At 62.6% G+C, this 24,781-nt stretch carries 19 protein-coding genes and 3 pseudogenes; 9 read left to right on the top strand and 13 right to left on the bottom strand.

Annotated elements, in window-relative coordinates:
• Positions 1 to 17: 17 nt before the first annotated feature.
• Both LMA02_RS20140 and LMA02_RS20135 read left to right on the top strand, forming a co-directional pair.
• Positions 18 to 1,475, top strand: a complete 1,458-nt coding sequence (locus tag LMA02_RS20140) for an aldehyde dehydrogenase family protein (protein ID WP_228909523.1) — start codon at positions 18 to 20, stop codon at positions 1,473 to 1,475.
• A complete protein-coding gene (locus LMA02_RS20135; RefSeq protein ID WP_228909522.1) occupies positions 1,472 to 2,464 on the top strand; it encodes an amidohydrolase family protein in 993 nt (330 codons plus the stop codon). Before LMA02_RS20140 ends, LMA02_RS20135 begins: the two co-directional genes overlap by 4 nt.
• A gap of 208 nt (positions 2,465 to 2,672) precedes the next feature.
• Here the strand turns inward: LMA02_RS20135 and LMA02_RS20130 are convergent, their stop codons facing one another.
• Together LMA02_RS20130 and LMA02_RS20125 are read right to left on the bottom strand one after the other, a co-directional pair.
• The gene (locus tag LMA02_RS20130) at positions 2,673 to 2,912 is read right to left on the bottom strand and encodes a hypothetical protein (protein WP_228909521.1); all 240 of its coding nucleotides are present in this window, start codon (positions 2,910 to 2,912) and stop codon (positions 2,673 to 2,675) included.
• A gap of 54 nt (positions 2,913 to 2,966) precedes the next feature.
• Positions 2,967 to 3,167, bottom strand: a complete 201-nt coding sequence (locus tag LMA02_RS20125; protein ID WP_228909520.1) for an ESPR-type extended signal peptide-containing protein — start codon at positions 3,165 to 3,167, stop codon at positions 2,967 to 2,969.
• Between the two features lie 354 nt (positions 3,168 to 3,521).
• Between LMA02_RS20125 and LMA02_RS20120 the strand changes: the two are divergent.
• Positions 3,522 to 5,042: pseudogene (locus LMA02_RS20120) on the top strand (Kelch repeat-containing protein); the annotation flags it as partial.
• A 30-nt stretch (positions 5,043 to 5,072) separates the two neighbouring features.
• Here the strand turns inward: LMA02_RS20120 and LMA02_RS20115 are convergent.
• Positions 5,073 to 5,309, bottom strand: a pseudogene (locus LMA02_RS20115) (MSMEG_0572/Sll0783 family nitrogen starvation response protein); the annotation flags it as partial.
• Between the two features lie 376 nt (positions 5,310 to 5,685).
• Here LMA02_RS20115 and LMA02_RS20110 point away from each other — a divergent pair.
• Positions 5,686 to 7,074, top strand: coding sequence for a PLP-dependent aminotransferase family protein (locus LMA02_RS20110; RefSeq protein WP_228910061.1), 1,389 nt, complete (start codon positions 5,686 to 5,688; stop codon positions 7,072 to 7,074).
• Positions 7,075 to 7,616: 542 nt separating this feature from the next.
• Here the strand turns inward: LMA02_RS20110 and LMA02_RS20105 are convergent.
• The 5 genes and pseudogenes from LMA02_RS20105 to LMA02_RS20085 form a co-directional block, all read right to left on the bottom strand.
• A pseudogene (locus LMA02_RS20105) lies at positions 7,617 to 7,691 on the bottom strand (CidA/LrgA family protein); the annotation flags it as partial.
• 275 nt (positions 7,692 to 7,966) lie between these two features.
• Positions 7,967 to 9,001: an alpha/beta hydrolase gene (locus tag LMA02_RS20100; protein WP_228909519.1), complete on the bottom strand. Its 1,035-nt coding sequence runs from the start codon at positions 8,999 to 9,001 to the stop codon at positions 7,967 to 7,969.
• Between the two features lie 67 nt (positions 9,002 to 9,068).
• On the bottom strand, positions 9,069 to 9,494 hold the full coding sequence (locus tag LMA02_RS20095; RefSeq protein WP_011880657.1) for an organic hydroperoxide resistance protein: 426 nt from the start codon (positions 9,492 to 9,494) through the stop codon (positions 9,069 to 9,071).
• A 227-nt stretch (positions 9,495 to 9,721) separates the two neighbouring features.
• Entirely contained in the window at positions 9,722 to 10,288 is a 567-nt protein-coding gene (locus tag LMA02_RS20090) for a TetR/AcrR family transcriptional regulator (protein ID WP_228909518.1), read from the bottom strand.
• A 991-nt stretch (positions 10,289 to 11,279) separates the two neighbouring features.
• Positions 11,280 to 12,701, bottom strand: a complete 1,422-nt coding sequence (locus tag LMA02_RS20085; RefSeq protein WP_228909517.1) for an aldehyde dehydrogenase family protein — start codon at positions 12,699 to 12,701, stop codon at positions 11,280 to 11,282.
• A 199-nt stretch (positions 12,702 to 12,900) separates the two neighbouring features.
• Between LMA02_RS20085 and LMA02_RS20080 the strand changes: the two genes are divergently transcribed.
• Positions 12,901 to 13,596, top strand: a complete 696-nt coding sequence (locus LMA02_RS20080) for an SDR family NAD(P)-dependent oxidoreductase (protein ID WP_012366403.1) — start codon at positions 12,901 to 12,903, stop codon at positions 13,594 to 13,596.
• A 92-nt stretch (positions 13,597 to 13,688) separates the two neighbouring features.
• Here LMA02_RS20080 and LMA02_RS20075 read toward each other — a convergent pair whose 3' ends face one another.
• From LMA02_RS20075 to LMA02_RS20065, 3 genes are read right to left on the bottom strand one after another with little or no spacing between them, the layout of a single operon-like run.
• Positions 13,689 to 14,411, bottom strand: coding sequence for a GntR family transcriptional regulator (locus tag LMA02_RS20075; RefSeq protein ID WP_012366404.1), 723 nt, complete (start codon positions 14,409 to 14,411; stop codon positions 13,689 to 13,691).
• A 60-nt stretch (positions 14,412 to 14,471) separates the two neighbouring features.
• Complete coding sequence (locus LMA02_RS20070; protein ID WP_228909516.1) at positions 14,472 to 15,482, bottom strand: zinc-binding dehydrogenase; 1,011 nt, start codon at positions 15,480 to 15,482, stop codon at positions 14,472 to 14,474.
• 2 nt (positions 15,483 to 15,484) lie between these two features.
• Positions 15,485 to 17,098 carry a GMC family oxidoreductase gene (locus tag LMA02_RS20065; protein WP_228909515.1) on the bottom strand — a complete coding sequence of 538 codons (1,614 nt, stop codon included), beginning with the start codon at positions 17,096 to 17,098 and terminating at the stop codon, positions 15,485 to 15,487.
• Between the two features lie 295 nt (positions 17,099 to 17,393).
• Here LMA02_RS20065 and LMA02_RS20060 point away from each other — a divergent pair, with 295 nt between their 5' ends.
• The 4 genes from LMA02_RS20060 (at position 17,394) to LMA02_RS20045 (ending at position 22,059) form a co-directional block, all read left to right on the top strand.
• Complete coding sequence (locus tag LMA02_RS20060) at positions 17,394 to 18,887, top strand: sugar ABC transporter ATP-binding protein (RefSeq protein ID WP_228909514.1); 1,494 nt, start codon at positions 17,394 to 17,396, stop codon at positions 18,885 to 18,887.
• The gene (locus LMA02_RS20055) at positions 18,887 to 19,882 is read left to right on the top strand and encodes an ABC transporter permease (RefSeq protein ID WP_228909513.1); all 996 of its coding nucleotides are present in this window, start codon (positions 18,887 to 18,889) and stop codon (positions 19,880 to 19,882) included. Before LMA02_RS20060 ends, LMA02_RS20055 begins: the two co-directional genes overlap by 1 nt.
• Positions 19,883 to 19,964: 82 nt before the next feature.
• On the top strand, positions 19,965 to 21,218 hold the full coding sequence (locus LMA02_RS20050) for a sugar ABC transporter substrate-binding protein (protein WP_228909512.1): 1,254 nt from the start codon (positions 19,965 to 19,967) through the stop codon (positions 21,216 to 21,218).
• A gap of 85 nt (positions 21,219 to 21,303) precedes the next feature.
• Positions 21,304 to 22,059, top strand: coding sequence for an SDR family NAD(P)-dependent oxidoreductase (locus tag LMA02_RS20045; protein ID WP_059474815.1), 756 nt, complete (start codon positions 21,304 to 21,306; stop codon positions 22,057 to 22,059).
• 82 nt (positions 22,060 to 22,141) lie between these two features.
• Here LMA02_RS20045 and gabD read toward each other — a convergent pair whose 3' ends face one another.
• Together gabD and LMA02_RS20035 are read right to left on the bottom strand one after the other, a co-directional pair.
• Positions 22,142 to 23,623 (bottom strand): NADP-dependent succinate-semialdehyde dehydrogenase, encoded by a 1,482-nt coding sequence (gene gabD / locus LMA02_RS20040; RefSeq protein ID WP_228909511.1) that lies wholly within the window; start codon positions 23,621 to 23,623, stop codon positions 22,142 to 22,144.
• A 169-nt stretch (positions 23,624 to 23,792) separates the two neighbouring features.
• On the bottom strand, positions 23,793 to 24,779 hold the full coding sequence (locus LMA02_RS20035) for a transketolase family protein (RefSeq protein ID WP_228909510.1): 987 nt from the start codon (positions 24,777 to 24,779) through the stop codon (positions 23,793 to 23,795).
• Between the last annotated feature and the right edge of the window lie 2 nt (positions 24,780 to 24,781).

Here is a 24,781-nt window from a genome sequence, read left to right as displayed (position 1 = left end):
TTCGAATCGGAGAACACATGGTTTCCACCACTCATGCATTGCACTGGATCGATGGCGAATGGGTCGATTCACCCGCTCATCGCGATTCGTTCGACCCGGCTACGGGTGCCGTAATCGGCCGCTACGCCGACGGCGGCGAAGCTGAAGCGCGTGCTGCCGTCGCTGCGGCGTTACGCGAGTTCGATCGCACGTCCTGGAAGCGCGATGCGGGATTGCGCGCGAAAGTGCTGGAGGAACTTGCCCTTGCATTCGAACGGCACACCGATGCGTTGGTCGACCTGCTTTCACTCGAAAACGGCAAGATCAAACCAGAAGCTCGTTTCGAAGTCGAGATGGTGCCGTCGAAGCTGCGCTACTACGCGGCACTCGCACGCGCGGAGCGCGCGCACGGCGGCACGCCGCGTCCGGATGTCGTATCGCTCGTGCTGCGCGAGCCGATGGGCGTCGCCGGCATCATCGTGCCGTGGAACTCGCCCGTCGTGCTGATGGTGCGTTCTCTCGCGCCCGCACTTGCGGCCGGTGCGACCGCTGTCGTGAAGATGCCGGGACAGACGGCACAAATCAACGCGCTCGTCGCGAAGGTGATATCGGAGGCGCCGTCGCTGCCGCGTGGCGTCATCAACATGTTCAGCGAATCGGGCTCGGACGGCGCGAAATATCTCGTCGCGTCTCCCGACGTGCCCGTCATCAGTTTCACGGGATCGACCGCAACGGGCCGCGCGATCTCGGCCGCCGGCGCGCGGCGCCTGAAGCGCTTCGGCCTGGAACTCGGCGGCAAGACGCCGCACGTCGTGTTCGACGACGTCGACCTGGACGGTGCGTTGCCTGTCTTCGAGAAGTCGCTCACGGTGTTCGCAGGGCAATTCTGTATGACGGGGTCGCGCCTGCTCGTGCAGCGTAACGTGGCGGACGCGGTACGCACGCGTCTCGCCGCGCGCCTTGCCGCGGTGCGTGTCGGGCCTGCGGCGGATCCGCGCAGCGACATGGGGCCGTTGATCGATCGAGCCAATGTTGCGCGTGTCGACCAGGCTGTCGAACAAGCGATCGCGGCGGGCGCGAAAGTGCTGCTTCGCGGCGGCCCTGCGACCGACGAAGAGCTTGCCGGCGGTGCGTTCTATCGTCCGACGCTGCTCGAGGTTGCCGATTCGAAGCTCGACATCGTACAGAAGGAGACGTTCGGCCCGGTGATGACGCTGCAGATGTTCGATACGGAAGAAGAGGCGATCGCACTGGCCAATGACAGCGAATACGGCCTCGCCGCCGCGGTATGGACGCGCGACGTGCAGCGTTCGATGCGCGTCGCTCGCGCATTGCAGGCCGGCACGGTCTGGATCAACGATTGGGCGAAGGTCTACGACGAATTCGAGGAAGGCGGTTATCGGCAGTCGGGTCTCGGCCGACTCAACGGTGCTGCGGCCATCGATGATTTCATGGAATTCAAGCACATCACACTGAGCACGGGAGCATCGCAATGAAAGGCAAGATCGTTCTTGAGGAACACCTGACGACAGAACGCAACAACGCGCTGTGGGACGCCTCGGGCGAAGCCGATCGCAACGGCAAGGCGTATATGGAAGACGTCGATGCCCGGCTGCTTGATGCTGATCGGCGCATCGCCGAGATGGACCGTTGCGGCATCGACGCGGCCGTCCTGTCTCTCACGTCGCCGGGAGCGCAATCCATTCTCGATCGCGCGCAGGCGATCGATTTCGCCCGGCGCACGAATGACGAGATCGCCGAGCATTTCATGTCGCGCCATCCCGGTCGTCTGCACGCATTCGCGACGGTCGCGCTGCAATCGCCGCGCGACGCAGCGGACGAACTCGAGCGCGCGGTGAAGACACTCGGAATGAAAGGCGCACTGGTGAACGGCTATACGAATATCGGCAACGCCGACACTGCGCAGTATCTGGACGAAGCGCCAGTCTGGGAGTTCTGGGAGCGCGTCGCGAAACTCGACGTGCCGGTCTATCTGCATCCGCGCGAACCGCTGCCGCATCAGCGGCGCATCTATGAGGGGTACGCGTCGCTCGTTGGCTCGGCGTGGGGGTTCGCGCACGAAACGGCGACGCATGCGATTCGGCTGATGTTGAGCGGGCTGTTCGATCGCTATCCGAACTTGACCGTGATCCTGGGCCACCTTGGCGAAGGTCTGCCGCTGATGCTGCCGCGACTCGAGCATCGTCTGTACATGCAGCGTGACGGAGTGGGTCTTGGCCATGCGCAGCGTCCGGTGAGCGAGTACTTCGGCAAGAACTTCTACGTTACCACGAGCGGCCACTTTCATACGAAAGGCTTGCTGAACACGATCAGCGAGATCGGCGTCGATCGGGTGCTGTTCTCGGCGGATTATCCCTATGAGAGCATGGCGACCGCCAGCGAATGGTTCGATCGTGCGCTGATCAGCGAGAACGATCGAACCAAGATCGGCCGCACCAATGCGGAGCGATTGCTCATGTTGTAGTACGCTGGTTTCACTGCCATTCGGCAGATGCTGACGGCAGCCGTGCAACGGGTTGGCCCTCACAGAGCACTATCGGTCTCCGACCGCGGTTCCCCGGGCTTGGCTGGATTCTGGTAATGGCGATTCGAAATCCATAGGTCGATTGGCCATGATATTCCGTGATCGGTGCCAGTCGGTTGCAAACGGCCGACGCCGGCGAGACGATCTTTCACGTACTCGCCGACCTCGGGCCCATCCCCGGAGACGGGGCGCTCGGCATACTGCCGCTCGTACTGCTCATTTCGAGAACCGTCACGCGCTCGGCCATATCGCCGAATTGCTGCTGCTGCGCGTAGAGCCGGCCACCGTTTACCGCCCCCTTGCTGCCGGCCGCGATTGTGCCTTCCGCGAGGTTCGCGATCACCGTGGCGCTGATCCCGCCGAGCGTTGTTTGAGGATGTTGCGTCATCGTACTGAAGGGCCGACAGCAAACGCTGCTCCAGATCGATAGCCAGCGTCGCCTTCACAATTGCAAGCCGCCGTTACCGACCACCTGTGCAAATGCCGTCGGCACGCCAATCGTCATCGGCAAACTCGCACTCGCGGCTAGCGCGAAGATCGCCCCGACTCTACGTGACTTCTTTCCCGTAGCCGTTGCCATTTCCGCTGCTGCGCTCAAGATTCTGGTCACCAGATTCCACTCATTTCGATACGTCTTGTTCATTTCACTTCCCTGATCAATCGTTGACTTCGGATATGTGCGAATGTATCAATCACGGTTTTCGATGTATTTGAGAACAGGTTGATTTTGATGGAGTTGGGACCGGTCCTTGCAGCGTAATTTAGAATTTTAATGACGTGCCATCAGGGTCGCGGAGCAAATCCGTCCGAGCACGACGACGTCGAGCACTTCAGTTTCATGCGTGGTAATGCCACGGCCTATCAGCGCATGCGACGTCTATTCACATTTCTGAAAATACCAACTCTGCCGCCGCCTGAGCGGGAGCAAAAAAACCTGGGGAATTATGTGGCGCACCTTGGCAAGCCTGACTTCTAACGTGATCGATCACAAGCGCGCGTGGGCCGCATTGACGATTGCGTGGCTGCTCGGCGCCGCGCTGGCAGGGTGCGGCGGGAGCACATCGAGAGTGACGCCAGCGCAGTCGCGCCGGCGGGCCTCATCTACAGTTTCAGCTCCGTGGTATATCCCGTGGGTCAGTCGATCGAGCCCAATACGCCGCGCAACAGCGAAGGCACGATTTCGCACTACAGCGTAGCGCCCGCGTTGCCTGCCGGTTTGAGTCTCGACCGGACTACAGGCATGATCTCCGGCACGCCCGTTGCGACTGCCGGTGCAGCGCTCTATTCGATCACCGGCGAAAATAAGGCCGGTCGCACCGCGGCCCGCGTGCAAATCGAGGTCCGGCGTAACGCGATTGCACCGGAAACGCTCCGCTATCACGACACCGCGCCCGTCTATTCGACAGGCGTCGCAATCGTTCCGAACCGGCCGCTTACCACCGGCGGCGAAGTCACGAACTGCAGCGTGGACAAACCATTGCCGGCCGGCTTGAGCCTCGATCCGGCGAGTGGCGTAATCACCGGCACGCCGTCCGCGATCACAGCCGCGACGGTGTACACCGTGACTGGCGCCAATAGCGCGGGCAGCGTGACGACCAGTTTGATCGTGGAGGTGCGTTCTACCCCGGCTCCGCCAGCGAGTCTAAGCTACAGCGATCCGGATCCGGCGTATCTGCTCGCTCAACCGATCGCGGCCAACGTGCCCGGCAGTACGGGTGGCGAGATCACGCAATACAGCGTGACGCCCCCGCTTCCGCAAGGACTGAGCCTGAATTCGGCGACCGGCGAAATTGCAGGCGCGGCGACAGAGCTGTCCGCGAAAGCGCCCTACACTGTGACGGGAACAAACCGCTTCGGATCGGTCTCGACCATCGTGAGCATCACTGTCATACCCGTCGGGGAATTTTCGCCCACCGACAGCATGGATGTGGCGCGGGCGGAGCAAACCGAGACGTTGCTGCAGGACGGCAAGCTGCTCGTCACAGGGGGCGTCGACAGCATCAACGGCAAAGCTTCAGCGGAACTGTACGATCCGAACACCGGTGCATGGTCGGTTACCAGTAGCATGACGACGCAGCGATACCGCCACACCGCAACACTGCTGCCGAATGGAAAAGTACTGGTCGCGGGCGGCGGAAACGGCCGCGCCCAATCTTCGGCAGAACTGTACGACCCGGCGACCGGCACGTGGTCGGTCACGGGCAGCATGCTCACGCAGCGCGTCGGCTTCACGTCGACGACGCTACCCGACGGTAACGTATTGGCGGCCGGAGGGACGCTTGTGGGCGACGGGCGTTCAGCAGAATTGTACAACCCGGGTACCGGCACATGGTCGGCTACGGGCGGCATGACCGCCGCACGGCTTGGACACACAGCTACGAGACTGACCAGCGGCATGGTGCTGGTGGCGGGAGGCCGTACGAGCCTGTTGGTGTTTGAAGCATCGACGGAACTGTACGACCCTGCTACGGGCACATGGTCACCCGTGGAAAACATGAATACTGCGAGATCAGGGCACACCGCGACGCTGCTGCCTAATGGCAACGTGCTGATTGCCGAGCGTCACACCAGGGCCGTAGAGCAGCACCGACGTCTCGAAGCCCTTGCGTTGCAGGCGCGTCGCCTGCAGCAGGTTCACGAAGCCGATCGATCCTTCGAACGCAACCGTGTGGAATGTCACGAGCGCCTTCTCGCCCGGTTCCGCCTTGACGTCTTCGAATACTTTTTCCTCGTAATCGACGAGGAAATCTCCTTTCTTGTGCAGAGGCTGATTGACTGCGGGCATAGCACGCTCCGTTTGAAAATGAGTTGAGTGATGTTCCCGAACGCTTTCGGATCCGGGCGAGCTCATTAACGCAACGCATATGCCAACCGGGCCCGATCCGATGCAATCACTCTCCAATCATTCAATCGATAAACGCCGATGCTGTCGGCCCAATCCTTGCGTGACCGGATCGGGACCGGACGGAAAACGACCGTCCAGCGCCGCGCACCGGACTGATGCAGCAGGAAGGGGTTCGTGCGCATCGAACGTGCATCGATGCATCAATCCGATACACAATGCGATCAATGCAATCAACCGGCTGCAAAACGGCGATATCTATATTTTTCTATTAATTCGTGATGCTAACGTTTTGATGAATCATCAAATGGAAACAGGTATGGATTACGCAGTCCATCATTGGTCGAAGCGGCTATTGGACAGCAGGAAACCAGCGTACCTGCTGATCCCCGACCTCATCGAGGAAGATCTCGCCGCGGGCCGTCTGAAACCACGCGAGCGCCTGCCCGGGCTGCGCGATCTCGCCAGTGCGCTGAACCTCAACTACACGACGGTGGCCCGCGCCTATGCGGAAGCTCGCCGGCGCGGCCTGCTCGATACGCGCGCGGGAAGCGGCACATTCGTGCGCGGCCCGACGCGAACGATTCCGCTGTCGGGCGGCAGCAGCATCGAAATGTCGATGAACATGCCGCCCGAGCCGCCCGTGATGGCCAGGCGGCTGCAACAATCGGCAGCGGCATTGTTCGATGGCGCCGATCCGTACCAGCTCATGCGATATCAGGATTTCGGCGGCACCCCGGCGGATCGCGCCGCCGGCCGCACGTGGCTGGCCAATCGCCTGCCCGGCTGCAGTAGCGATACCGTGCTCGGCCCGGGCATCCACAGCGCACTCGTCGCGCTCGTCTCGACGCTTGCGCGCCGCGGCGATGCGATCTGCCTCGATTCGCTCGCTTACCCCGGCATCAAGGCAATCGCCTCGCAACTGGGCGTGCAGTTGCAGCCCCTGCCACGGGACGACGACGGTCCGTTGCCGCACGCATTCGAATCGCTCTGCAAAAGCGGACGGCCTGCCGCGCTGTACTGCAACCCCACCCTGCAGAACCCGACCACGCTCACGATACCGTTCAGGCGCCGCGAAGCCCTGGCCGATGTCGCGCTGCGCTACAACGTGCCCATCATCGAGGACGACGCCTACGCGATGCTGCCGCAAAGCGCGCCGCCGCCACTGGCGTTGCTGGCGCCCGAGCTGACCTACTACGTGACCGGCATGTCGAAGAACCTCGGCGCCGGGCTGCGAATCGCGTACCTGCTGGCGCCGACGGTGCGGGAAGCACAGCGCATCGCCGGCGCGTTGCGCGCCACGACCGTGATGCCGAGCCCGTTCACGATGCTGCTGTCGACCCAATGGATCAACGACGGCACCGCGAGCGAAATGCTGGCCGCGATTCGATCGGAGGCGCATGTACGGCAGGCGATCGCGGGCCGGATTCTCGGCGCATGGCCGTTGGATGCCCACCCCGACGGGTTCCATCTCTGGTTGCCGATTCCGCGCGAATGCCAATGGACCGCACCGGATCTGGCGCAGCATCTGCGGAGTCGAAGCGTCGCCGCCGTGGCAAGCGCGGCGTTTTCGACGGACGGCGACCCGCCGGCGGCGATCCGCATTTGCCTAGGTGGGCCGCAGGATCGGGAGCAGTGCCGGGACGGCCTGGAACTCGTCGCGGATGCACTCACCGACGCACATCATCTTTACAGTGCGGCGATGTAGCCGCGCCCCGCGTGGCGGACTGAACGCACGGACCCGACGCCGTACTACGTGTCCGCCCGCTTATGCCGCCGGTGTGGCGCGGAACAGCAGCATTGGATTCCTTAGACCAGAATGAAGTCGTCACCATTTGCAACGTGAAGTTGTCACTTCGCCGGTCGTCATTGAGTGGTAGATGCGCGCCCCGCGCAACCTCATGAGGTTACGCTCGAGTGCTATGTTCTTTGGAGTACATCGGCTCTACGCGAACATACCCCCTCTGCAGATCGCCGCTCTCTTCTCGAATTCGTTACAGCACGGGTTCAGAGAATTCTCCGTCGGATAGCCCAACGGGCGAACCCGGGTCGGTTAAGGCTCCGTGAAAATCAACACTCTAGCCACTGCGGTAGGCGGGCGTCACAGCAGATCACGACGCAGCCTTTTCGGCAGCCTACGCTTATAGAGTGGTTGGAGCAGCGCCTCACAGTCCCGCAATAGCCCCCTCGTCGCCGATTCCCTTCCGTGTGATCTCCGCCGGCATCATCGACCGAAACATCCGCGGACGACGGCAGGCCGAACAGGTAGGACACCCCTTCTCCGAGACACTGGAAGGTCAGCAAGACCGCGAACGCCTGCAGCATGAACCGCTTCTCCCGAACGTGGCCGCGTTACCGCGCAGCCGATGGGCCGGCGGCATGCGACGCCGGTGTGGACGATACGCGGGATCGTGCCAACAATGGGCGCGGCAGGCACCGCCGGCCATCACGCGATCGGAATCGGGATCGGGCCGCTGCGATCCGGCCGCCGGTGTCGCATTTCGACGCACCTGTCGCCCCGCTCCCCATGCGGAAGCGGCGGACCCAAGCCCGCCGCTTCGCCGTTCGCATTCGAACCCGTTCGAATGCCGCCCGCAGCCCTACTTCAGCCGCGTCGCGATTTCGTTGGCCATCGCCTTCATCGCCGCCTTGGTCGGCGCATCCTCGGCCAGTGCGTTCAGCAAACCGAAATCGTGAATCGTGCCGTCATATCGCGTGGTCGTCGCATCGACGCCGGCTGCGTCGAGCTTGCGGCCGTACGCTTCGCCTTCGCCGCGCAGCACGTCGAACTGCGCGACCTGGATCAGCGCGGGCGGCAATCCCTTCAACTGCGTGGTGCTCGCACGCAGCGGTGACGCGTAGATCTCGTTGCGTTGCGCTTCGTTCTTCGTATAGGCGTCCCAGAACCACTTCATCATCGGCCGGGTCAGGAAGTGCCCCTGCTGATACGCGTTGTACGAACCGGTATTGAAGTCGTGGTCCGTCACGGGCCACAACAGGCCCTGGAAGCGGATCGCCGGGCCGCCCTTGTCCTTCGCCATCAGCGCCACGACAGCCGCCATGTTCCCGCCGACGCTATTGCCGACCACCGCGAGGCGGCTGCCGTCGACACCGATTTCCGCGCCGTGCGCGGCGACCCACTTCGTCGCCGCATACGCCTGGTTGATCGCGACCGGGTAATGCGCTTCCGGCGACGGCGTGTAGTTCACGAACACCGCGACGGCGCCCGATTGCACCACCAGATCGCGCACCAGGCGCTCATGCGTCTGGAAGTCGCCGAGAATCCAGCCGCCCCCGTGGAAAAACATGAACACCGGCGGCGTGCCCGCCGCGCCCTGGGGGCGCACGATCGTGATCGGCACCGACAGGCCGTCCTGCTCGATCGTGCGGTTCGATACGTCGATGCCGGACAGGTCGACCTTTGCGCCGCGCTGGGCATCGACCAGCACCTGACGCGCCTTCGCGGGACTCAGCGTTTCGAGGCCCGGCCCCTTCTGGTCGTTCAGCACGGCGAGGAACCCGCTGGTCGCGGTATCGGGGCGGACGCCGTCGGTGCCGGCGGCAAAGGCGGCGGGGGCGGTGAATACCGCGGCCCCAACGGCAGCGGCGATCAGCAGCGGCTTGACGATCTTCATGATGAGACTCCTTGGTTCAACCGGTGAATGCAATGAATGGCGACGGATTAGTTCGCAGTACGTGCGATCAGACGAGCGTCAGCGTGACGTCGATGTTGCCGCGCGTCGCGTTCGAGTACGGGCAGACGATGTGCGCGCGATCGATCAGCGTTTGCGCGGTTTCACGGTCGAGGCCCGGCAGCGAGATCTTCAGCTCGACTTCGATGCCGAAGCCGTTCGGGATCGCGCCAATGCCGACGCTGCCTTCGATCGCGGCATCCGCGGGGATCGCGATCTTGTCGCGGGCCGCGACGAACTTCATCGCACCGATGAAGCACGCGCTGTAGCCGGCCGCGAAAAGTTGTTCGGGGTTCGCGCCGGCGCCGCCCGCGCCGCCGAGTTCGCGCGGCGTAGTCAACTTCAGGTCGAGACCGCTTTCGGGCACCGTGGCACGGCCGTCACGGCCGCCGGTGGCTTTTGCATGAGCGCGGTACAGAACTTTTTCGATCGACATGACAGACTCCTTTTTAATGATGAGTGAGTGAAACAGCCTTCCAACCCAGGATCGCGCGTCGACGGCTTGGCCGCCGGCATCGCGCTTGCTTATCTACTCATAGATAGACAGATATCCCCAAAAAAATGCGAATGATCGAATTCATCCGCCCGCCTATCTATCTACTACAAGATAGATAACAAACCCCGACAAAAGGCGGCGAACCGCCTGGCTACCCGCCCCGTCCGTCAGGACCGGGCTTTCCAGACGGCCTCGACATCCTCGAGACGCGCCCGCGTATGAAACAGCCGGCTGGCCAGCACGCTGCCCTGAAACGCCGCGTACAACGTGCGCGCCGCCGTTTCCGGCTTGCCGCTGAACTGCAGCGTGCGTTCCTTCGCGCCCTGCGCCAGCAACTCGGCGAGCCAGTTCTCGTTGGCCTTGAAGAAGGCCTGAACCGCCTGCCGCACGCTCTCCGGCAACGATTCGATGTCCGCCGCGAGCATGCCGCACAGACAGATCTGGTTGCCATCGCCGAGCGTTCTGCCGAACAGCTTCGTGTAGAGGCTGAGCTTGACGTCGGCCGGCAACGTCGGATCGATCGCGCGCATCGCCGCAAGCACTTCGTCGCTATACGCCGCCACCGCTTCCAGCACGAGATCGTCTTTCGACGGGAAGTAGTAGTGGATGCTCGACGTCTTCACGCCTACCAGATCGGACAGGTCTCGATAGCTGAAGCCGTTGTAGCCGCGCAGCATCATCAGCGTGACCGCGTGGTCGAGAATCTGTTCGCGGACGGTCGATTGCGTTTCCATGGATCGAACTTTATCTACTCGTAGATAGATGGTCAAGACCTTTTTTATGGGGTCCGATGAAAGGAGTGACGGATTGACTTGTCATCGTTTGCGAAGTAAAGATGTCACCTTCGCCGGTCATCGTTGACCGAACGATGCAAAACCCTCGGAAATTCATGAGGTTGCACGTCGCGAATAAAAATTGTCACTGGCCGCGGCGCCGCGAAGACCAGTGTCAATTCCCTCGAGCGCCGGCATTCCCGGTTGCGCCTCGTGCGACACCCGAGTTTGAGCGGGCAATCGGAGCACAGTGATAAGGTTCCTCTATCTCGCTGGCGCGTTCATCCCGGCGTCAGGATTGCCACGCGTCCGCGAATGGCGGTTCTGGGGCGACGCGAACGACTCTGAACGACGCTGGATTCAACCGGTCGCCGTTCTGCACCGCACGACCACCGCAGATCGAACCGTTGCCTATGCACAAGCCGATTACAGCGTAACGGCAGGTGTGAGACAACAACGGCCCCCTGTCACTCTTGGCACCCGGCATGTCATAGGCCGACACTGTCATTCGTTCTACTTTGCATCGGCCCCGGCAACGGTGTTTGCCTTTCTTCGGGTGCTAGCCTATCTGCGTGCTCGGAAGCGTCAGTTGGCAGTATCAACTGCCACCCTATACAAGGATGAGCGGGAAGCTCCGATTGCGGTCGTCCAGTGCAAAGTGAAGGGGGAACCAGTGAGAGCTCTGGGCGGCGTCACGCATTCGAAAAAGGTGAAGCACGGCGTCTTTTGGTCACTAAGATGGGGCTGCTGCCGCTTGAGCTTTCCGGACCCATTCTAGAGCTGCTCAAATCCAGCTGGAATCATCGATCTGACTGTCCGGATATGCGCGGGCATCTCCGCATGCGGATGCCTGGCATCATCGATATCGTTCAAGCGTTCCACGAATCTCGATGGAGCCAGGCTGATTGAATCTGGTCCTCACACGTTCACGAGCATAGACTCGGCATTCATGTCATCCGGCCGCGTTAATGACCTTCGTTTCCAGGTAATCCTCGAAACCGAACGCTCCCCACTCGCGCCCGTTCCCCGACTGCTTGTAGCCGCCAAACGGTGCATCGAAAGACTGATCGGCGCCGTTGAGGCTCACCATACCGGCACGCAGCTCGCTTGCGACGGACCGTGCCAATTCCGCATCGCCCTGCAGATATGCCGCAAGTCCGTACGGCGTGTCATTCGCGATGGAGACCGCTTCGTCGAGACTCCGGTACGGGATCATCGTCAAAACGGGGCCGAAGATCTCCTCGCGCGCGATACGCATATCGCTATGCACATCCGCGAACACCGTCGGTTTGACATAGTAGCCGCGCTCGAGACCCGCCGGCGCATCCGGACCGCCGGCGACGAGCGTGGCGCCCTCATCGATCCCCGCCCGGATGAGCGCACGGACCTTTTCGAACTGAACGTGCGACGCAACAGGGCCGATATGGCTGCCGTGCTGCTCGGGACGTCCGACCTGAATGCCGTTGGTCACCTCACGAGCGATTTCGACAGCCGCCGCGTATTCGTTCTCGGGCACGAGCATGCGTGTCGGTGCGTTGCAGGACTGTCCGCTATTCGCCATGCAATGACGCACGCCTCTCTCCACGGCCGGGCGCAGATCAGCGCCTTCGAGAATGATGTTCGGCGATTTGCCGCCCAGTTCCTGGGTTACCCGTTTGATCATTTGCGCACCCACCGCGCCGATCGCGCTGCCCGCGCGGGTCGAACCCGTAAACGAAATCATGTCGATGTCAGGGTGTGCCACAAGCGCCGCGCCCGCAGTCGCACCGTCGCCGTTGATCATGTTGAACGCGCCAGGCGGCAAATCGAGTTCATCGATCATTTCGGCCCACAGCAGCGCGCTCAGCGGGGTGACCTCGCTCGGCTTGAGCACCATCGTGCACCCGGTTGCGAGGGCGGGCACCACCTTGCACGCGATCTGGTTGATGGGCCAGTTCCACGGCGTAATCAATGCGCACACGCCAATGGGTTCGCGAACCACCGTCCCGCCGGAGACTGCGTGCTGGAAGCGAAACGTACGCAGCGCATGGATCCCGGCCTCAATGTGCCCTTGCCCGGTGCGGGCCTGTGCCGCTATAGCGAAATCGATCGGCGCACCCATCTCGCGCGAGATCACGCGCGCCATCTCGTCGTAGCGCCGATTGTAGATCGCCAGCAGTTTGACGAGCCATCGCTCCCGCTGTTCGACGGTGGTCCGTGAAAATTCGCCGAACGCAGCTTTTGCAGCCGCTACCGCGCGACCGACGTCCGACGCGGAAGCAGCGGCAATCGTCTCGATAATCGACTCGTCAGCCGGGTTTTCCACTTCGATCTGCGCGCTCGACTCAGGCGCTTGCCATTTGCCCGCAATGTAAAACCGCTTCGCATTGGTCATTCGAGTCTCCAATTGTTGAATTTAAAAAGGGGATTCAGCCTTGCCGTCATCGTCACCGCATCTGCTGCATCTGCTGCATCGCATCGAGAAATGCCCGTAGCTTTCCTCCTCCACTGCCACGATCGACCCGGACGCTTGTGCCCATCCGCATACCAGCATATGATGCATCATATATTTTATTTCCACAGGAGGAAAGTCCATGACGAAAGTTGCTGTAGTAACGGGGGGCGGCACCGGCATCGGTCGCGCGATCGCCGAAGAATTCTTGCGTGCGGGCCTGCGCCCCGTGTCCGTCGGAAAGGACGCCGACGAGGATCTCGATCCGGCGATCGCGTTCCGGCGAGTCGACGTGACGTCAGCCGCTGAAGTTCGCGACGCATTCGGCGATCTTGCGCAGATTCACGTGCTCGTCAACGCCGCCGGAATCATCCTCCACGACCGCGCGGAATTCGATTCAGCGGGCTTTCGAAAAGTGGTCGACGTCAATCTGAACGCCTGCCAGCTCACGACCGAAGTCGCGCTCGACAAGCTGTCCGCGGTGCGCGGCTGCGTCGTCAATATCGCATCGATGTGGAGTTTTTTCGGCTCGGCCCGCAATCCTGCCTATACGGCAAGCAAGGCCGGCCTCGTTGGCTTGACGCGCGCGCACGCCGCTGCGTTCGCGGATCGCGGGGTGCGCGTCAATGCAGTGGCGCCCGGCTGGATCGAAACGCGACTGTCTGCCGGAGCGCTGAACAACCCCGAGCGCAGCGGTTCGATTCGCGCACGTCTGCCGCTCGGGCGCTGGGGGCAGCCTTCGGATGTCGCCAGGGGCGTGAAATTCCTTTGCTCGGCCGATGCGGACTACATCACGGGAGTCGTCCTTCCGATCGACGGCGGATTCAGCATCGCGTGACGAAGCAGTAAGGATAGGCGGCGGCGATGCGCCGCCGCATGCATGTGCTACCCGCGTGGGTAGCATCGCAATCGGATCGGGTGATCGGCTACTTACGTAGCGGCGACTTCGCCATGCTCCCGCTCGGCCATCCATTCGAGCAGCACGCGCTGGCCCCATTCGATATCTTCCTGGATCGCTCGCGATGCCCCTTCTGGATCACCCTTGCGCAGCGCGGCCAGCACGCGATAGTGAGGGTGCGAACGATTCGATATCTCGCGCCGTGGCAGATGCGAATGAAACGTGTGCAGCAGCGGCCCCATCCGGACCCACATGGTTTCCACGGTGGCGCTGAGCGTGGGCATCCTGGCTGCCGCCATCAATTCGAAATGGAAGTCGCGATTGCGCTCCGCAGCCTCTGAAGGGCTCGCGGCAACGGCCTCAATGAACTCGTCGTGCGTCAGGCTCAGATGACGGATTTCCTTTGGGGTAATGCGCTGCGCCGCCTGTTCGGCCGCCGCACCCTCGAGAAGGCGCCGCATGAGCTGAATCTCCGCAACGGTATCGGCGTCGAGCACCGGCACCACGATCGAGGTTGCCGCAGTCATTTCCAGGGCCTGTTCACTGACCAGGCGGAAAATCGCTTCGCGCACCGGCGTGATGCTCGTGCCGAGCTTTTCGGCAAGGTCGTTGATACGCAGTCGGTCGCCAGGCGCGTACTGACCGTTCATTAATCGGGAGCGGATCTCTTCGTAGATGCGTGACGAGAGATTGCTCTTTTCGACACGGGCGAGTGGCTTCATTCTGATAACGGGACGAAAAATGTTTTCATGCATGATACATCACGCTCCATCGCCGCAACAGACGGTGCCGATGCCGATAACCCGGCGGCGGGCTCAGTCGACTACGGCGACGGGCCGGCCGTGCCCGGTATGGGCTTTCAACGATTCCAATGCTTCTGGCAAGCGCGACAGCGGCATCGGCTCGATCGGCAGCGGCGCCAGTGCGCGATACAGCACGTCAGTGAGCAGACGCTCTCCCGCATCGACCAGCGTGCGCCAATGCGCGGCCGAGCCGTGTGCGTGCAGCGCATTCAGGGCCACTTCATGCAACGAGATGGCCGTCGTAAACGGCGCGACCGGGGATGTCTCCAGACGGTCCTGGATGCAGACGAGATGGCCGTTCACGGCGACGAAACGCGCAAGTCGGGCGGCATGCTGGCCGCTCACCGTGTCAAACACGACGTCGAACGGCCGATGTGATGAAAAGGCGCTGCTTCCGATGTCCGGCAACAGACACGTCGAAGCGCCAAGACGCGCCATGCGCTCGAAATGACGTGAGTTGCACATCACCGACACTCGCCAGCGTGCCCGTACTGCGAGCTGGACCAACAGCGTGCCGACCGCTCCGCCGGCACCCGTTACCAGTGTCTCGAGGCCGGCCCGGTGCGGCACTTTCTGCATGGCTTGCCACGCCGTCAGCATGGGGCACGGCAACGCCGCCGCCTCGGCAAAACCGAGGCCCGGCGGCAAACGCAACAGTGCGCGCGCCGGCACTGCGGTGTACTCCGCGAAACTGCCGTCGCGCGTGAGCGACTGATGGTAAGCCACGCGCACGCCGAGCCATTCCTGTTGGATGCCCGCGCCTACCGAGACCACCTCTCCCGCCCCGTCAACCCCTGGTATGTGGTCCGGCCGCCATGCCGGCGAGCCCCATTCGATGAATTTCCAGTCAACGGGATTCAGACCCGCGGCGCGGTTGCGCACGAGCACTTCTCCGGGGCCCGGCACCGGTCTCGCCGCACGCCGCCATGCGAGCGCGGAAGGCGCGCCGGCAATCTGCCAGGTCCAGGCGCCCATCGTGTCCGTCGTGTTGTTCGTGCCGATCGTCACGCTATCTTCCAGCATCGCTACACCACCGCGTCAAGTGCTGCGCCGCTCAGGGCCGCCTTGCCGAGCACGTAGTCCGCGCCCTTCTCGCCGATCATGATGGAAGCGGCGTTCGTATTGCCCGACACGAGATTCGGCATGATCGATGCATCGATCACGCGCAATCCATCGATGCCGCGCACGCGCAATTCGGGATCCACCACTGCGTGCCCGTCCACGCCCATCCTGCACGTGCCGACCGGGTGATAGACGGTTTTCGCGCGCTTGCGAATGTAGTCCATCAGCGCGGCGTCGGTTGCGACGCCCGCGCCCGGCAGCGCCTCCTCGCTCGTATAGGTGCGCAGAGCCGGTTGCGCGAGAATCTCGCGCGCCTTTTTCAGGCCGGCTACAGCGACGCGTCGATCCTCGGCATGCTGGAAGTATTTCGGGTCGATCCACAGCGCGGCGCCCGGATCCGCGCTGCGCAGACGAATCTCGCCACGGCTTTGCGGACGAAGCACGCAAGGATTGATTGTCGCGCCTGCCGACTTCACGTGATCCTGATCAAGGTCGAGAAACACGATCGGCACGAAGTGCATCTGGATATTGGGACGCTCTTGCGGCGCGTCGACGTTGACGAACGCGCAGGCTTCGGTCACGTTCGATGTGACGGGTCCGCTCTTGAACAGCAAATATTGCAGCCCGTTCTTCAGCGTGTTGGTGAAGCTGTCCTGGCCGTAGTAACCGTAGTTACCCGTACAGTAGGACACCGCCGGAAACTCGATATGGTCCTGGAGGTTCGCACCGACACCCGGCAGATCCTGCACGGCCTCGATGCCATGCCGAGCGAGTTCCTCCGTCGCGCCGATTCCGGAAAGCAACAGCAGGCGCGGCGACTGCACGGCTCCTGCCGACAGGATCACCTCCTTACAGCCCTTCTCGCGTACGACCTGGCCGTTGCTGACGTATTCCACACCGATCGCGCGACCCGCCTCGATCAAGATGCGGTCCACGCGCACACCGGTACGGATCGTCAAACGCCCGCTCGCCTCGGCGTTGCGCAGATAAGCTACGGCTGCGCTGCAACGCCTCTTGTCGCGTGTCGTGATCTGATTGAAGCCGACGCCATTCTGCCGCGCGCCGTTGAAATCGTGCGTGAAAGGAATGCCGGCTTGCTGCGCGGCGCGCACGAACGCCGTCGACAATTCGCAGCGTTGCGAGAGATCCGACACGCCAAGCGGCCCGCCGACGCCGTGATAGCGATCGTCGAGTCGCTCGTTGTCCTCCGCGCGCTTGAAATACGGCAACACCTCGTCGTAAGACCATCCAGAGTTGCCCAGGCGAGCCCATTCGTCGTAGTCCTCCTGTTGCCCCCGGATATAGATGAGCGCGTTCACGGAACTGCCACCGCCCAGCACACGGCCTTGCGGCACGATGCGCGGCCGGGAGTCGAGCCCGGTCTGCGGCTCGGTTTCGTAGTGATACAGCAGATCCGTCGAGAGCAGTCGCGTGAAACCGGCGGGGATATGCACGAGCGGATTCCTGTCGCGCGGCCCCGCCTCCAGCAACAGGACGCTTGCGCCCGCTTCGATCAGTCGGCCGGTGACGGCGCTGCCTGCCGAACCGCCTCCGATCACGATGTAGTCGTATGTCAAGGGTGTCTCCAGTGTCTGCTTCTGGTCGATTGAACGGGCGCGACTTCTTTTGCACTACACATCGCTGCATTGCACATCGCTACAGCCCGCCGATCAATGATATATGATGCATCTCAATTGAACAACAGCGACCGTGTCCGTATGGCTTCGCAGCGCCTAGGGGAAATACCCATCTAAGTCAGGCCATCTTGAATATATGATGCATCATCCATCTTAAATCGTCGCGAGATGACACGCGTTCACTTAGGGGCAGTGATGAGCACCGCCCAAGGCAAACAGGATTAAAGAGGAGACGATGAGCAACCATTTGATCATGCGCAACATCAGCAAGCACTTCGGCGGCGTCCAGGCACTACGCAACGTCAGCCTGGAAGCGCACGGCGGTCAGGTGCACGCGCTGATGGGCGAAAACGGTGCGGGCAAATCGACGCTCATGAAAATACTGGCGGGTGCGCACACGCCTGACGAAGGCGAGATCCTGCTGGACGGTCGCCACCTTCCGATCGACAGCCCGCACGCCGCGCAGGCGCACGGAATCTCCGTCATTCATCAGGAGTTCTCGCTCGCAAAGCATTTGTCCGTCGCGGAGAACATTTTTCTGCACGACCTCGGCGCGGGAACGTCGATCATCCGCTGGTCGAAACTGAAGGCGCGCGCCCGCGAACAACTGGATGCGCTCGGCTTCGGTGAGTTGGACGTGTCGCGGCCCGTATCAACGCTGTCGGTCGCCGAGCAGCAGATCGTCGAGATCTGCAAGGCGCTCTCGCGCACGTCGCGTGTCCTCGTATTCGACGAACCGACGGCCGTGCTCACCGCGCGCGAAACGACGCGTCTGTTCGCCCTGCTCGAGCGGCTCAAGCGCGATGGCGTATGCGTCATTTACATCTCGCACCGGCTGGAAGAAATCTTCCGGCTGTGCGACAGCGCCACCGTGCTCAAGGACGGCGCCTTCGTCAGCACGGTGCGCATTGCCGACATCGACGAAAGCCGCCTCGTTCAGTTGATGGTCGGCCGCGAGCTGCAGGATCTCTTTCCGAAGCGCGACGCGTGCATCGGCGATACGCGGCTGGAAATACGCGACCTTTGCGCAGGCGAACGCGTGCGCGACGTCTCGTTTCACGTGCGCGCGGGCGAGGTGCTGGGCTTCAGCGGCCTCGTCGGCGCAGGCCGAACGGAGACGATGCGCGCGATCTTCGGTGCGGATCGCAGGAGCAGCGGCGAAATACGGGTCGACGGCCGTCCGGTCGCAAAGCTGAAGCGGCCCCGCCACGGCATCGCGAGCGGCATCGGGATGCTGCCCGAGGACCGCAAACAGCAAGGCGTGCTCCTGAACATGCCGATCCGCGCAAACGCGATGATGACACCGCGCAACACGCTCGCGCGCCTGCGCTGCGTTCTCGATCATCGTGCCGAGCGCGTGCGCACGCGCGAACTGATCAAACAGCTGCGGGTGAAGGCGCGCGATACCGAGGTCGACGTATCGACGCTCTCGGGCGGCAATCAGCAGAAAGTCGCGCTGATGAAGTGGCTCTCGAACGGCTGCCGGGTACTGATCCTTGACGAGCCGACGCGGGGCGTCGATATCGGCGCCAAGATCGAGATCTATCACGTCATCAACGATCTCGCACGCACCGGCGTCGCCGTCATCGTGGTCTCCTCCGACATGCCGGAGATCATCGGCCTGTGCGACCGCGTGCTCGTCATGCGTGCAGGCCGTATTGCGGGCGAACTCAGCGGCCCCGCCATCAACGAAAAGTCGCTGATATCGCTGGCCATGGGAGTCAAGTAATGGAAGGAATCATGCAAACGCAGCGCACCGATGTTCCGCTGCTCCGCGGTCTGTTGCGCCATAACGCGTTGATCATGCTGATCGTGCTGTTCGTCGTATCGAGCGTCATGTCACCCGCGTTTCTGAGCCAGGAAAACCTCTATAACCTGCTACGGCAATTGACACCCCTGCTGTTCGTCAGCCTCGGCATGTTACTCGTGATCAATACGGGCGGCATCGACCTGTCGGTAGGGTCGATTGCAGCAGCGGGCGGCCTGCTGGTAGCCATGCTGGTTCCGGTGATGCCGTTCGGCGGCACGTCCGGGCTCCTTATCGCGGTCGTGCTGGCCGTGATGCTCGGTGCGCTTTTCGGGGCGTTCAACGGTGTACTGGTGACCGCCTTCGGGCTCGCGCCATTCATCGTCACGCTTGCCATGATGACCATCGCACGCGGAATCACATACATGATGTCGAATGGTCAGCCGACGATGCTGCCGCTCGATCTGCCGGCGGCGGAATTGCTCAATGAATTCGGCAGCGGCAGCGTTCCCTGGATCAACGTGCCATGGCCGGTCGTGCTCGGCGTGGTCGTCGCGTTGCTGTTCTACTTCCTGATGACCTATACCACGTTTGGACGCATGGTCGTCGCCACGGGCAGCAATGAGACTGCCGTGCGGCTGGCAGGTATTTCCGAGCGCGGTTACAAGTTCTGCGTCTACGTGATTTCCGGTGCGCTGAGCGCCGTCGCCGGCATCGTTTTCACGGCACGCACGGGTGTTGGCACGCCGATCACCGGCATCGGCCTGGAACTCGACGGCATCGCGACGTGCGTGATCGGTGGCGCGTTGCTCTCGGGTGGGAAAGGCTCGCTTCTCAACACGGTGATCGGCGTGCTCGTGCTGGGCCTGATCGGCAATGTGATGAATCTCCTGAGCGTGCCCGTCTATCCGCAACAGATCATCAAAGGCGCCATCATCGTTCTTGCCGTGCTGGTTCAACGCATCGGCCAACGCTAAACCACTCCTCCATCCACCCGGGCCGTCACGCGGCCCTTCCGCTTCCCTTTTTTCATCCAACAATATTATTCAGGAGACTGAAATGAAGGTTGCTCGCAGAGCACTCGCCGTTGCCGCCGTGCTGGCGTTCGGCATCACCGCCCCTGTCCACAGCCAGGCCAAGGCAAAGATCTACACGCTGCTGCCGAACACGGCACTGTCCGGTGTGGTGGATCCAGCCCTGCCCGATCGAACGGCGGTCCGCAAGGCATGGCCGAAGCAGCCTGCCAATCCGAACCAGCTAAAAATAGGCTGGACCGACATCACGCTGGGCAATCCGTGGTTCGTCGAGCTCATCAAGGGGGCACGGCAGAGTGCGGCGAAATACGGTTACTCGATCGACGTGCAGGTGGCCGACGGCGACCTGCAGCGCCAATGCGCGCAGATCGACAACTTCGTCACGCGCAAAATGGACGTCATTGTGGTCGATCCGACCGATACGCTGGGCGTGTCCGCATGCATCAATCGCGCCGTCGATGCCGGCATTCCGGTCGTCACCGTCGGCACCACGCCGGACGCGAGCGCCCGAGTGCTCACCACACTGCTTGGCAACCCCTATGCAAGCGGTTTCGAGGTAGGCCGGTACGTGGCGAAGGAGGCAGGCAAAGACACGCCGATCGACGCAGCCGTCGTCATCGGCGTGCTCGGAAACTCGACGTCGGAAAGCCGCATCAACGGACTGATCGCGGGCATCGTCGATCAGCGCATGCGCGAGCGCAACACAAGCGCAAGCCGAGAGGACGCCATGTTGCGCGGCTTCGAACTGTTCCAGACCTTGAAGAAAACCGGCAAGCTGAGCGCCCCGGACATCAAGTTCAACGTACTCGCGCTGGGCGTAGGCAAGTGGACCGAGGAAGGCAGCCTCGCAGCAACGGAAGATATTCTCTCCGCGCACGGCAGCAAGCTGAATTTCATCCTCTCCGAGAACGACTTCATGGGGCTCGGCGCATTGCGCGCCGTACGAAACATGGGCAAGCAGGGGAAGATACGCATCGCCGATGCAGCCGGCGGTTACCGTGGAGAGCTCGATCAGATCAAGAAGGGCAACATCCTCGTGTCCGGCGAAAACTCCGGCGAGCAGACCGGTGTGGCTGCCATCGAATTCATCCACAACGCGTTCACGCGGCGCATCGATGCGAACAATCTGCCCATGGGCTCCGGTTTCCCGCCGGCAATCATTACGCAAGGCAACGTCGACCAGAAGATCGATCCGAATCCGGCGAACCTCTTCTACAAGTACACGATTCCGCCCGTCCGGTCGATTTCGGAGATTCGGGCGCAAGGCGCAAGCAACTGATTCGTTTCGCTTTGTTCCGCATGCAATGCAAGGGCGTGCACTGCCTTGGTCCGCACGCCGCGTGCTTTCACTGGAGATTCACTTCATGAGCTTTGACACCGACAGTTTTCGCGACAACCTTTTTGCAGGACGGCACGTGCTCGTTTCCGGCGCGACGAGCGGCATCGGGCTTGCCATCGCGCGTGCGTTCCACCGACTCGGCGCGCATACCATCGCCACGGGCTCGTCCGCAACGAAGCTCGACGCGCTACGCAACGAGGCGTCGCTGACCGGCCTGCGTTTTGCCGCGCTGGACGTGCGCAATCATGGCGAAATCGACGCATTCTTCGGCAGCCTCGGACGCCTTGACGTGCTCGTCAATGCGGCGGGCGTCGCTCGCCCGCGCGACGAATACGCGGACGATGTGTTCGGCGATGTACTCGACGTCAACCTGCGTAGCGTCATGCGCGTGTCGCAGGCCGCACGCCCGCTCCTCGAACAGTCGCGCGGCTCGATCGTCAATATCGCGTCGATGCTCAGCTACCTCGCCGACGCCGATGTACCGGCCTACTGCGCCAGCAAGACCGGCGTGGTCGGTCTGACTCGCTCGCTGGCCCATGAATACGGGCCGCGCGGCGTGCGCGTGAATGCGATCGCTCCCGGTTATCACCGAACCGACATGACGCGGATATTCTGGGAATCGGAAGAGTTGTCGCGCAAGATCGTGTCGCGTTCCGCTCTCGGTCGCTGGGGCGAAGCAGGGGATCTCGCGGGCGCGGCGGTGTTTCTCGCGTCGCCCGCCGCGGCCTTCGTGACCGGCGTGACGCTGCCCGTCGACGGAGGATATGTGTCCGGCTTCTAGGCCGATTCGATACGGCGTTCGAAGCCGATCAGCCAAAGATGGCCGCCCTTGGCGGCCATTTCCTTTTCCGCACGTCCGGCGATCAGGCGATGCCGCCGAAGCACAGGTACTTGATCTCGAGATAGTCGTCGAGACCGTAACGCGATCCTTCTCTGCCGAGGCCGCTTTCCTTGACGCCGCCGAACGGCGCGACTTCGGTCGACACGATACCGTCGTTGATGCCGACCATTCCGTATTCAAGCGCCTCCGCGACACGCCACACCCGCGCGATATCGCGCCCGTAAAAATACGAAGCAAGCCCGAACGGCGTATCGTTTGCGAGCGTGATGGCTTCCGATTCCGTCGTGAACCGGAAGATCGGCGCAACCGGGCCGAACGTCTCTTCGTCAAAGATGCGCATGTCGCGCGTGGCGTCGGCCAGGATAGTCGGCTCGAAGAAATTCGTACCCTGCACGGCGCGCTTGCCGCCGGCCACGACGCGTGCGCCCTTCGCGAGCGCATCCTGCACATGCTCTTCGACCTTCGAAACGGCAGCGGCATCGATCAGCGGCCCGATCGTGACGCGTTCGTCCAGGCCGTTGCCGACCACCAGCTTGCCGACGGCCTCCGCGAGTCGCGCGACGAAGCGGTCGTAAATGCCATCCTGCACGAGCAGGCGGTTGGCGCACACGCAGGTCTGGCCGGCATTGCGATATTTCGACGCGATCGCACCGCGCACTGCCGCATCGAGGTCGGCATCGTCGAACACGATGAACGGTGCGTTACCGCCCAGTTCCATCGACGTCTTCTTGACCGTTGCGGCGCACTGGGCCAGCAGTTGCTTGCCGATTTCCGTTGAGCCGGTAAACGACAATTTGCGCACGAGTGGATTCGACGTGAGTTCCGCACCGATCTGATTCGCTTTGCCCGTCACGCACGAAATCACGCCGTGCGGAATACCGGCGCGTGCGGCGAGCACGCACAGCGCCAACGCGCTGAACGGGGTTTGACTCGCGGGCTTGAGCACCATCGTACAGCCGGCGGCCAGCGCCGGTGCGAGTTTTCGCGTGAGCATCGCGGCCGGGAAGTTCCATGGCGTGATGGCCGCGCAGACACCGATGGGTTGCTTCAGTACGACGATTCGCTTGTCGCCGGCCGGCGACGGAATCGTGTCGCCATAAACCCGTTTGCCCTCTTCGGCGAACCACTCGACAAACGACGCCGCGTAGTCGATTTCGCCGCGGCTCTCGTTCAGCGGCTTGCCCTGTTCGAGCGTCATGATTTTCGCCAGGTCGTCGCGATGTTCGAGCATCAGCTCATACCATCGGCGCAGCAACGCGGCGCGCTCCTTTGCCGTTTTCGCACGCCAATGCGGCAGCGCCTGCGCAGCCGCATCGATCGCCCGGCGTGTCTCGACCGTGCCCATCCGCGGGACCGTGCCAAGCAACGCGCCGGTTGCCGGATTGAACACGTCAATGGTCGTGCCGTCATCGGCTGCGACCCACTCGCTGCCGATCAGGCACGCGTCTCTCAACAGATCCATATCGCGCAGCTCCGCGCCGCGCCAGCCATCGTCATTCAACATCGTTACTCCCGTTTATCAGAACTAGCGCGAAGTGGTGGCGCCCGAGATCCGATGTCGGGAGATGGCTTCGCGAGCCAGCGCGTCGCTGCCACCCTTCGCGTACCGTAAACACCTCGATTACCGTGTGCCGCCCGCGAGACGCTGAGCTGTTTCGCGGGCGGCTGGCATGTCAGCTCGCCTTCGCGAGCGCGGCTCGCGCAACGCGGGTGATCCCGGGGCCGTCGAGTTCGTAGTGCGCATACAGATGCGTCGGCGGTGCGATCAGGCTGTACTCGTCGTAGATTCCGTGCCGCACGAGCCGCACGCCGAGCCCCTCGTCGGCCAGGACCTCGGCCACCGCCGCGCCCAGCCCGCCTATCACGTTGTGCTCCTCGACCGTGACGAGCACCTTCGACTGTCGCGCCGCCGCGATAATGGCGTCGCGGTCGAGCGGCTTGATGGTCGGCATGTCGATCACGCCCGCCGAAATTCCTTCCGCCCTCAGATTGTCAGCCGCTTCGAGTGCACCGGCGACCGGCAATCCGCAGCCGATGATGGTGACATCGCGTCCGACCGAATGAACGATGGCTTTGCCGATCGTGAACTCGACACCATCCTCGTAGACTTTCGGGTCCCGCCCGCGTCCGATGCGGAAGTAGATCGGGTCGGGCCACGTGACCGACGCGCGGATCGCGGCGGCGAGCTGCGCGCCGTCGGCGGCCGAAATGACGGTCAGGTTCGCAATCGCGCGCATCGTCGAGATGTCTTCCGTTGCATGGTGCGAGGTACCGTAGAAGCCGAGCGAGATGCCGGTATGGTGACCCACGAGCCGCACCGGCAGCTTGCAGTACGCGACATCCATGCGGATCTGCTCGCAGCACAGCAGGCCGAGAAACGATGCGAAGGTCGCGACGAACGGCATGAGGCCCGTGGTCGCCATGCCGGCGGCGGCGGAAACCATGTTCTGCTCCGAGATGCCGAATTGCACGTAGCGCTCCGGGAATTCGCCGGCGAACTTGTTCAAGCCGTTCGAATACTGGAGATCGGCGGAGCCGGCGACGACGGGATGACCTTCGCGCGCGAGATCGATGAGCGCATCGGACAGATAGTCGAGGCCGGGATTGCGCGCGTTGAGCGCGCGGTACTGCCACGAATCGGGATTTTGCGGAGTAGACATGC

This window comes from Burkholderia sp. B21-005, assembly GCF_020843965.1.
GTDB classification, from domain to species: Bacteria; Pseudomonadota; Gammaproteobacteria; order Burkholderiales; family Burkholderiaceae; genus Burkholderia; species Burkholderia ambifaria.
The sequence above is the reverse complement of the archived record's forward strand: the minus strand, read 5'-3'. Positions and strand labels throughout refer to the sequence as shown.

What these genes read in the sequence shown, in the direction of transcription:
- LMA02_RS20140 (WP_228909523.1), top strand. Translation starts at nt 18, where the DNA reads ATGGTTTCCACCACTCATGCATTGCACTGGATCGATGGCGAATGGGTC.
- LMA02_RS20135 (WP_228909522.1), top strand. Translation starts at nt 1,472, where the DNA reads ATGAAAGGCAAGATCGTTCTTGAGGAACACCTGACGACAGAACGCAAC.
- LMA02_RS20130 (WP_228909521.1), bottom strand. Translation starts at nt 2,912, where the DNA reads ATGACGCAACATCCTCAAACAACGCTCGGCGGGATCAGCGCCACGGTG.
- LMA02_RS20125 (WP_228909520.1), bottom strand. Translation starts at nt 3,167, where the DNA reads ATGAACAAGACGTATCGAAATGAGTGGAATCTGGTGACCAGAATCTTG.
- LMA02_RS20110 (WP_228910061.1), top strand. Translation starts at nt 5,686, where the DNA reads ATGGATTACGCAGTCCATCATTGGTCGAAGCGGCTATTGGACAGCAGG.
- LMA02_RS20100 (WP_228909519.1), bottom strand. Translation starts at nt 9,001, where the DNA reads ATGAAGATCGTCAAGCCGCTGCTGATCGCCGCTGCCGTTGGGGCCGCG.
- LMA02_RS20095 (WP_011880657.1), bottom strand. Translation starts at nt 9,494, where the DNA reads ATGTCGATCGAAAAAGTTCTGTACCGCGCTCATGCAAAAGCCACCGGC.
- LMA02_RS20090 (WP_228909518.1), bottom strand. Translation starts at nt 10,288, where the DNA reads ATGGAAACGCAATCGACCGTCCGCGAACAGATTCTCGACCACGCGGTC.
- LMA02_RS20085 (WP_228909517.1), bottom strand. Translation starts at nt 12,701, where the DNA reads ATGACCAATGCGAAGCGGTTTTACATTGCGGGCAAATGGCAAGCGCCT.
- LMA02_RS20080 (WP_012366403.1), top strand. Translation starts at nt 12,901, where the DNA reads ATGACGAAAGTTGCTGTAGTAACGGGGGGCGGCACCGGCATCGGTCGC.
- LMA02_RS20075 (WP_012366404.1), bottom strand. Translation starts at nt 14,411, where the DNA reads ATGCATGAAAACATTTTTCGTCCCGTTATCAGAATGAAGCCACTCGCC.
- LMA02_RS20070 (WP_228909516.1), bottom strand. Translation starts at nt 15,482, where the DNA reads ATGCTGGAAGATAGCGTGACGATCGGCACGAACAACACGACGGACACG.
- LMA02_RS20060 (WP_228909514.1), top strand. Translation starts at nt 17,394, where the DNA reads ATGAGCAACCATTTGATCATGCGCAACATCAGCAAGCACTTCGGCGGC.
- LMA02_RS20055 (WP_228909513.1), top strand. Translation starts at nt 18,887, where the DNA reads ATGGAAGGAATCATGCAAACGCAGCGCACCGATGTTCCGCTGCTCCGC.
- LMA02_RS20050 (WP_228909512.1), top strand. Translation starts at nt 19,965, where the DNA reads ATGAAGGTTGCTCGCAGAGCACTCGCCGTTGCCGCCGTGCTGGCGTTC.
- LMA02_RS20045 (WP_059474815.1), top strand. Translation starts at nt 21,304, where the DNA reads ATGAGCTTTGACACCGACAGTTTTCGCGACAACCTTTTTGCAGGACGG.
- gabD (WP_228909511.1), bottom strand. Translation starts at nt 23,623, where the DNA reads ATGTTGAATGACGATGGCTGGCGCGGCGCGGAGCTGCGCGATATGGAT.
- LMA02_RS20035 (WP_228909510.1), bottom strand. Translation starts at nt 24,779, where the DNA reads ATGTCTACTCCGCAAAATCCCGATTCGTGGCAGTACCGCGCGCTCAAC.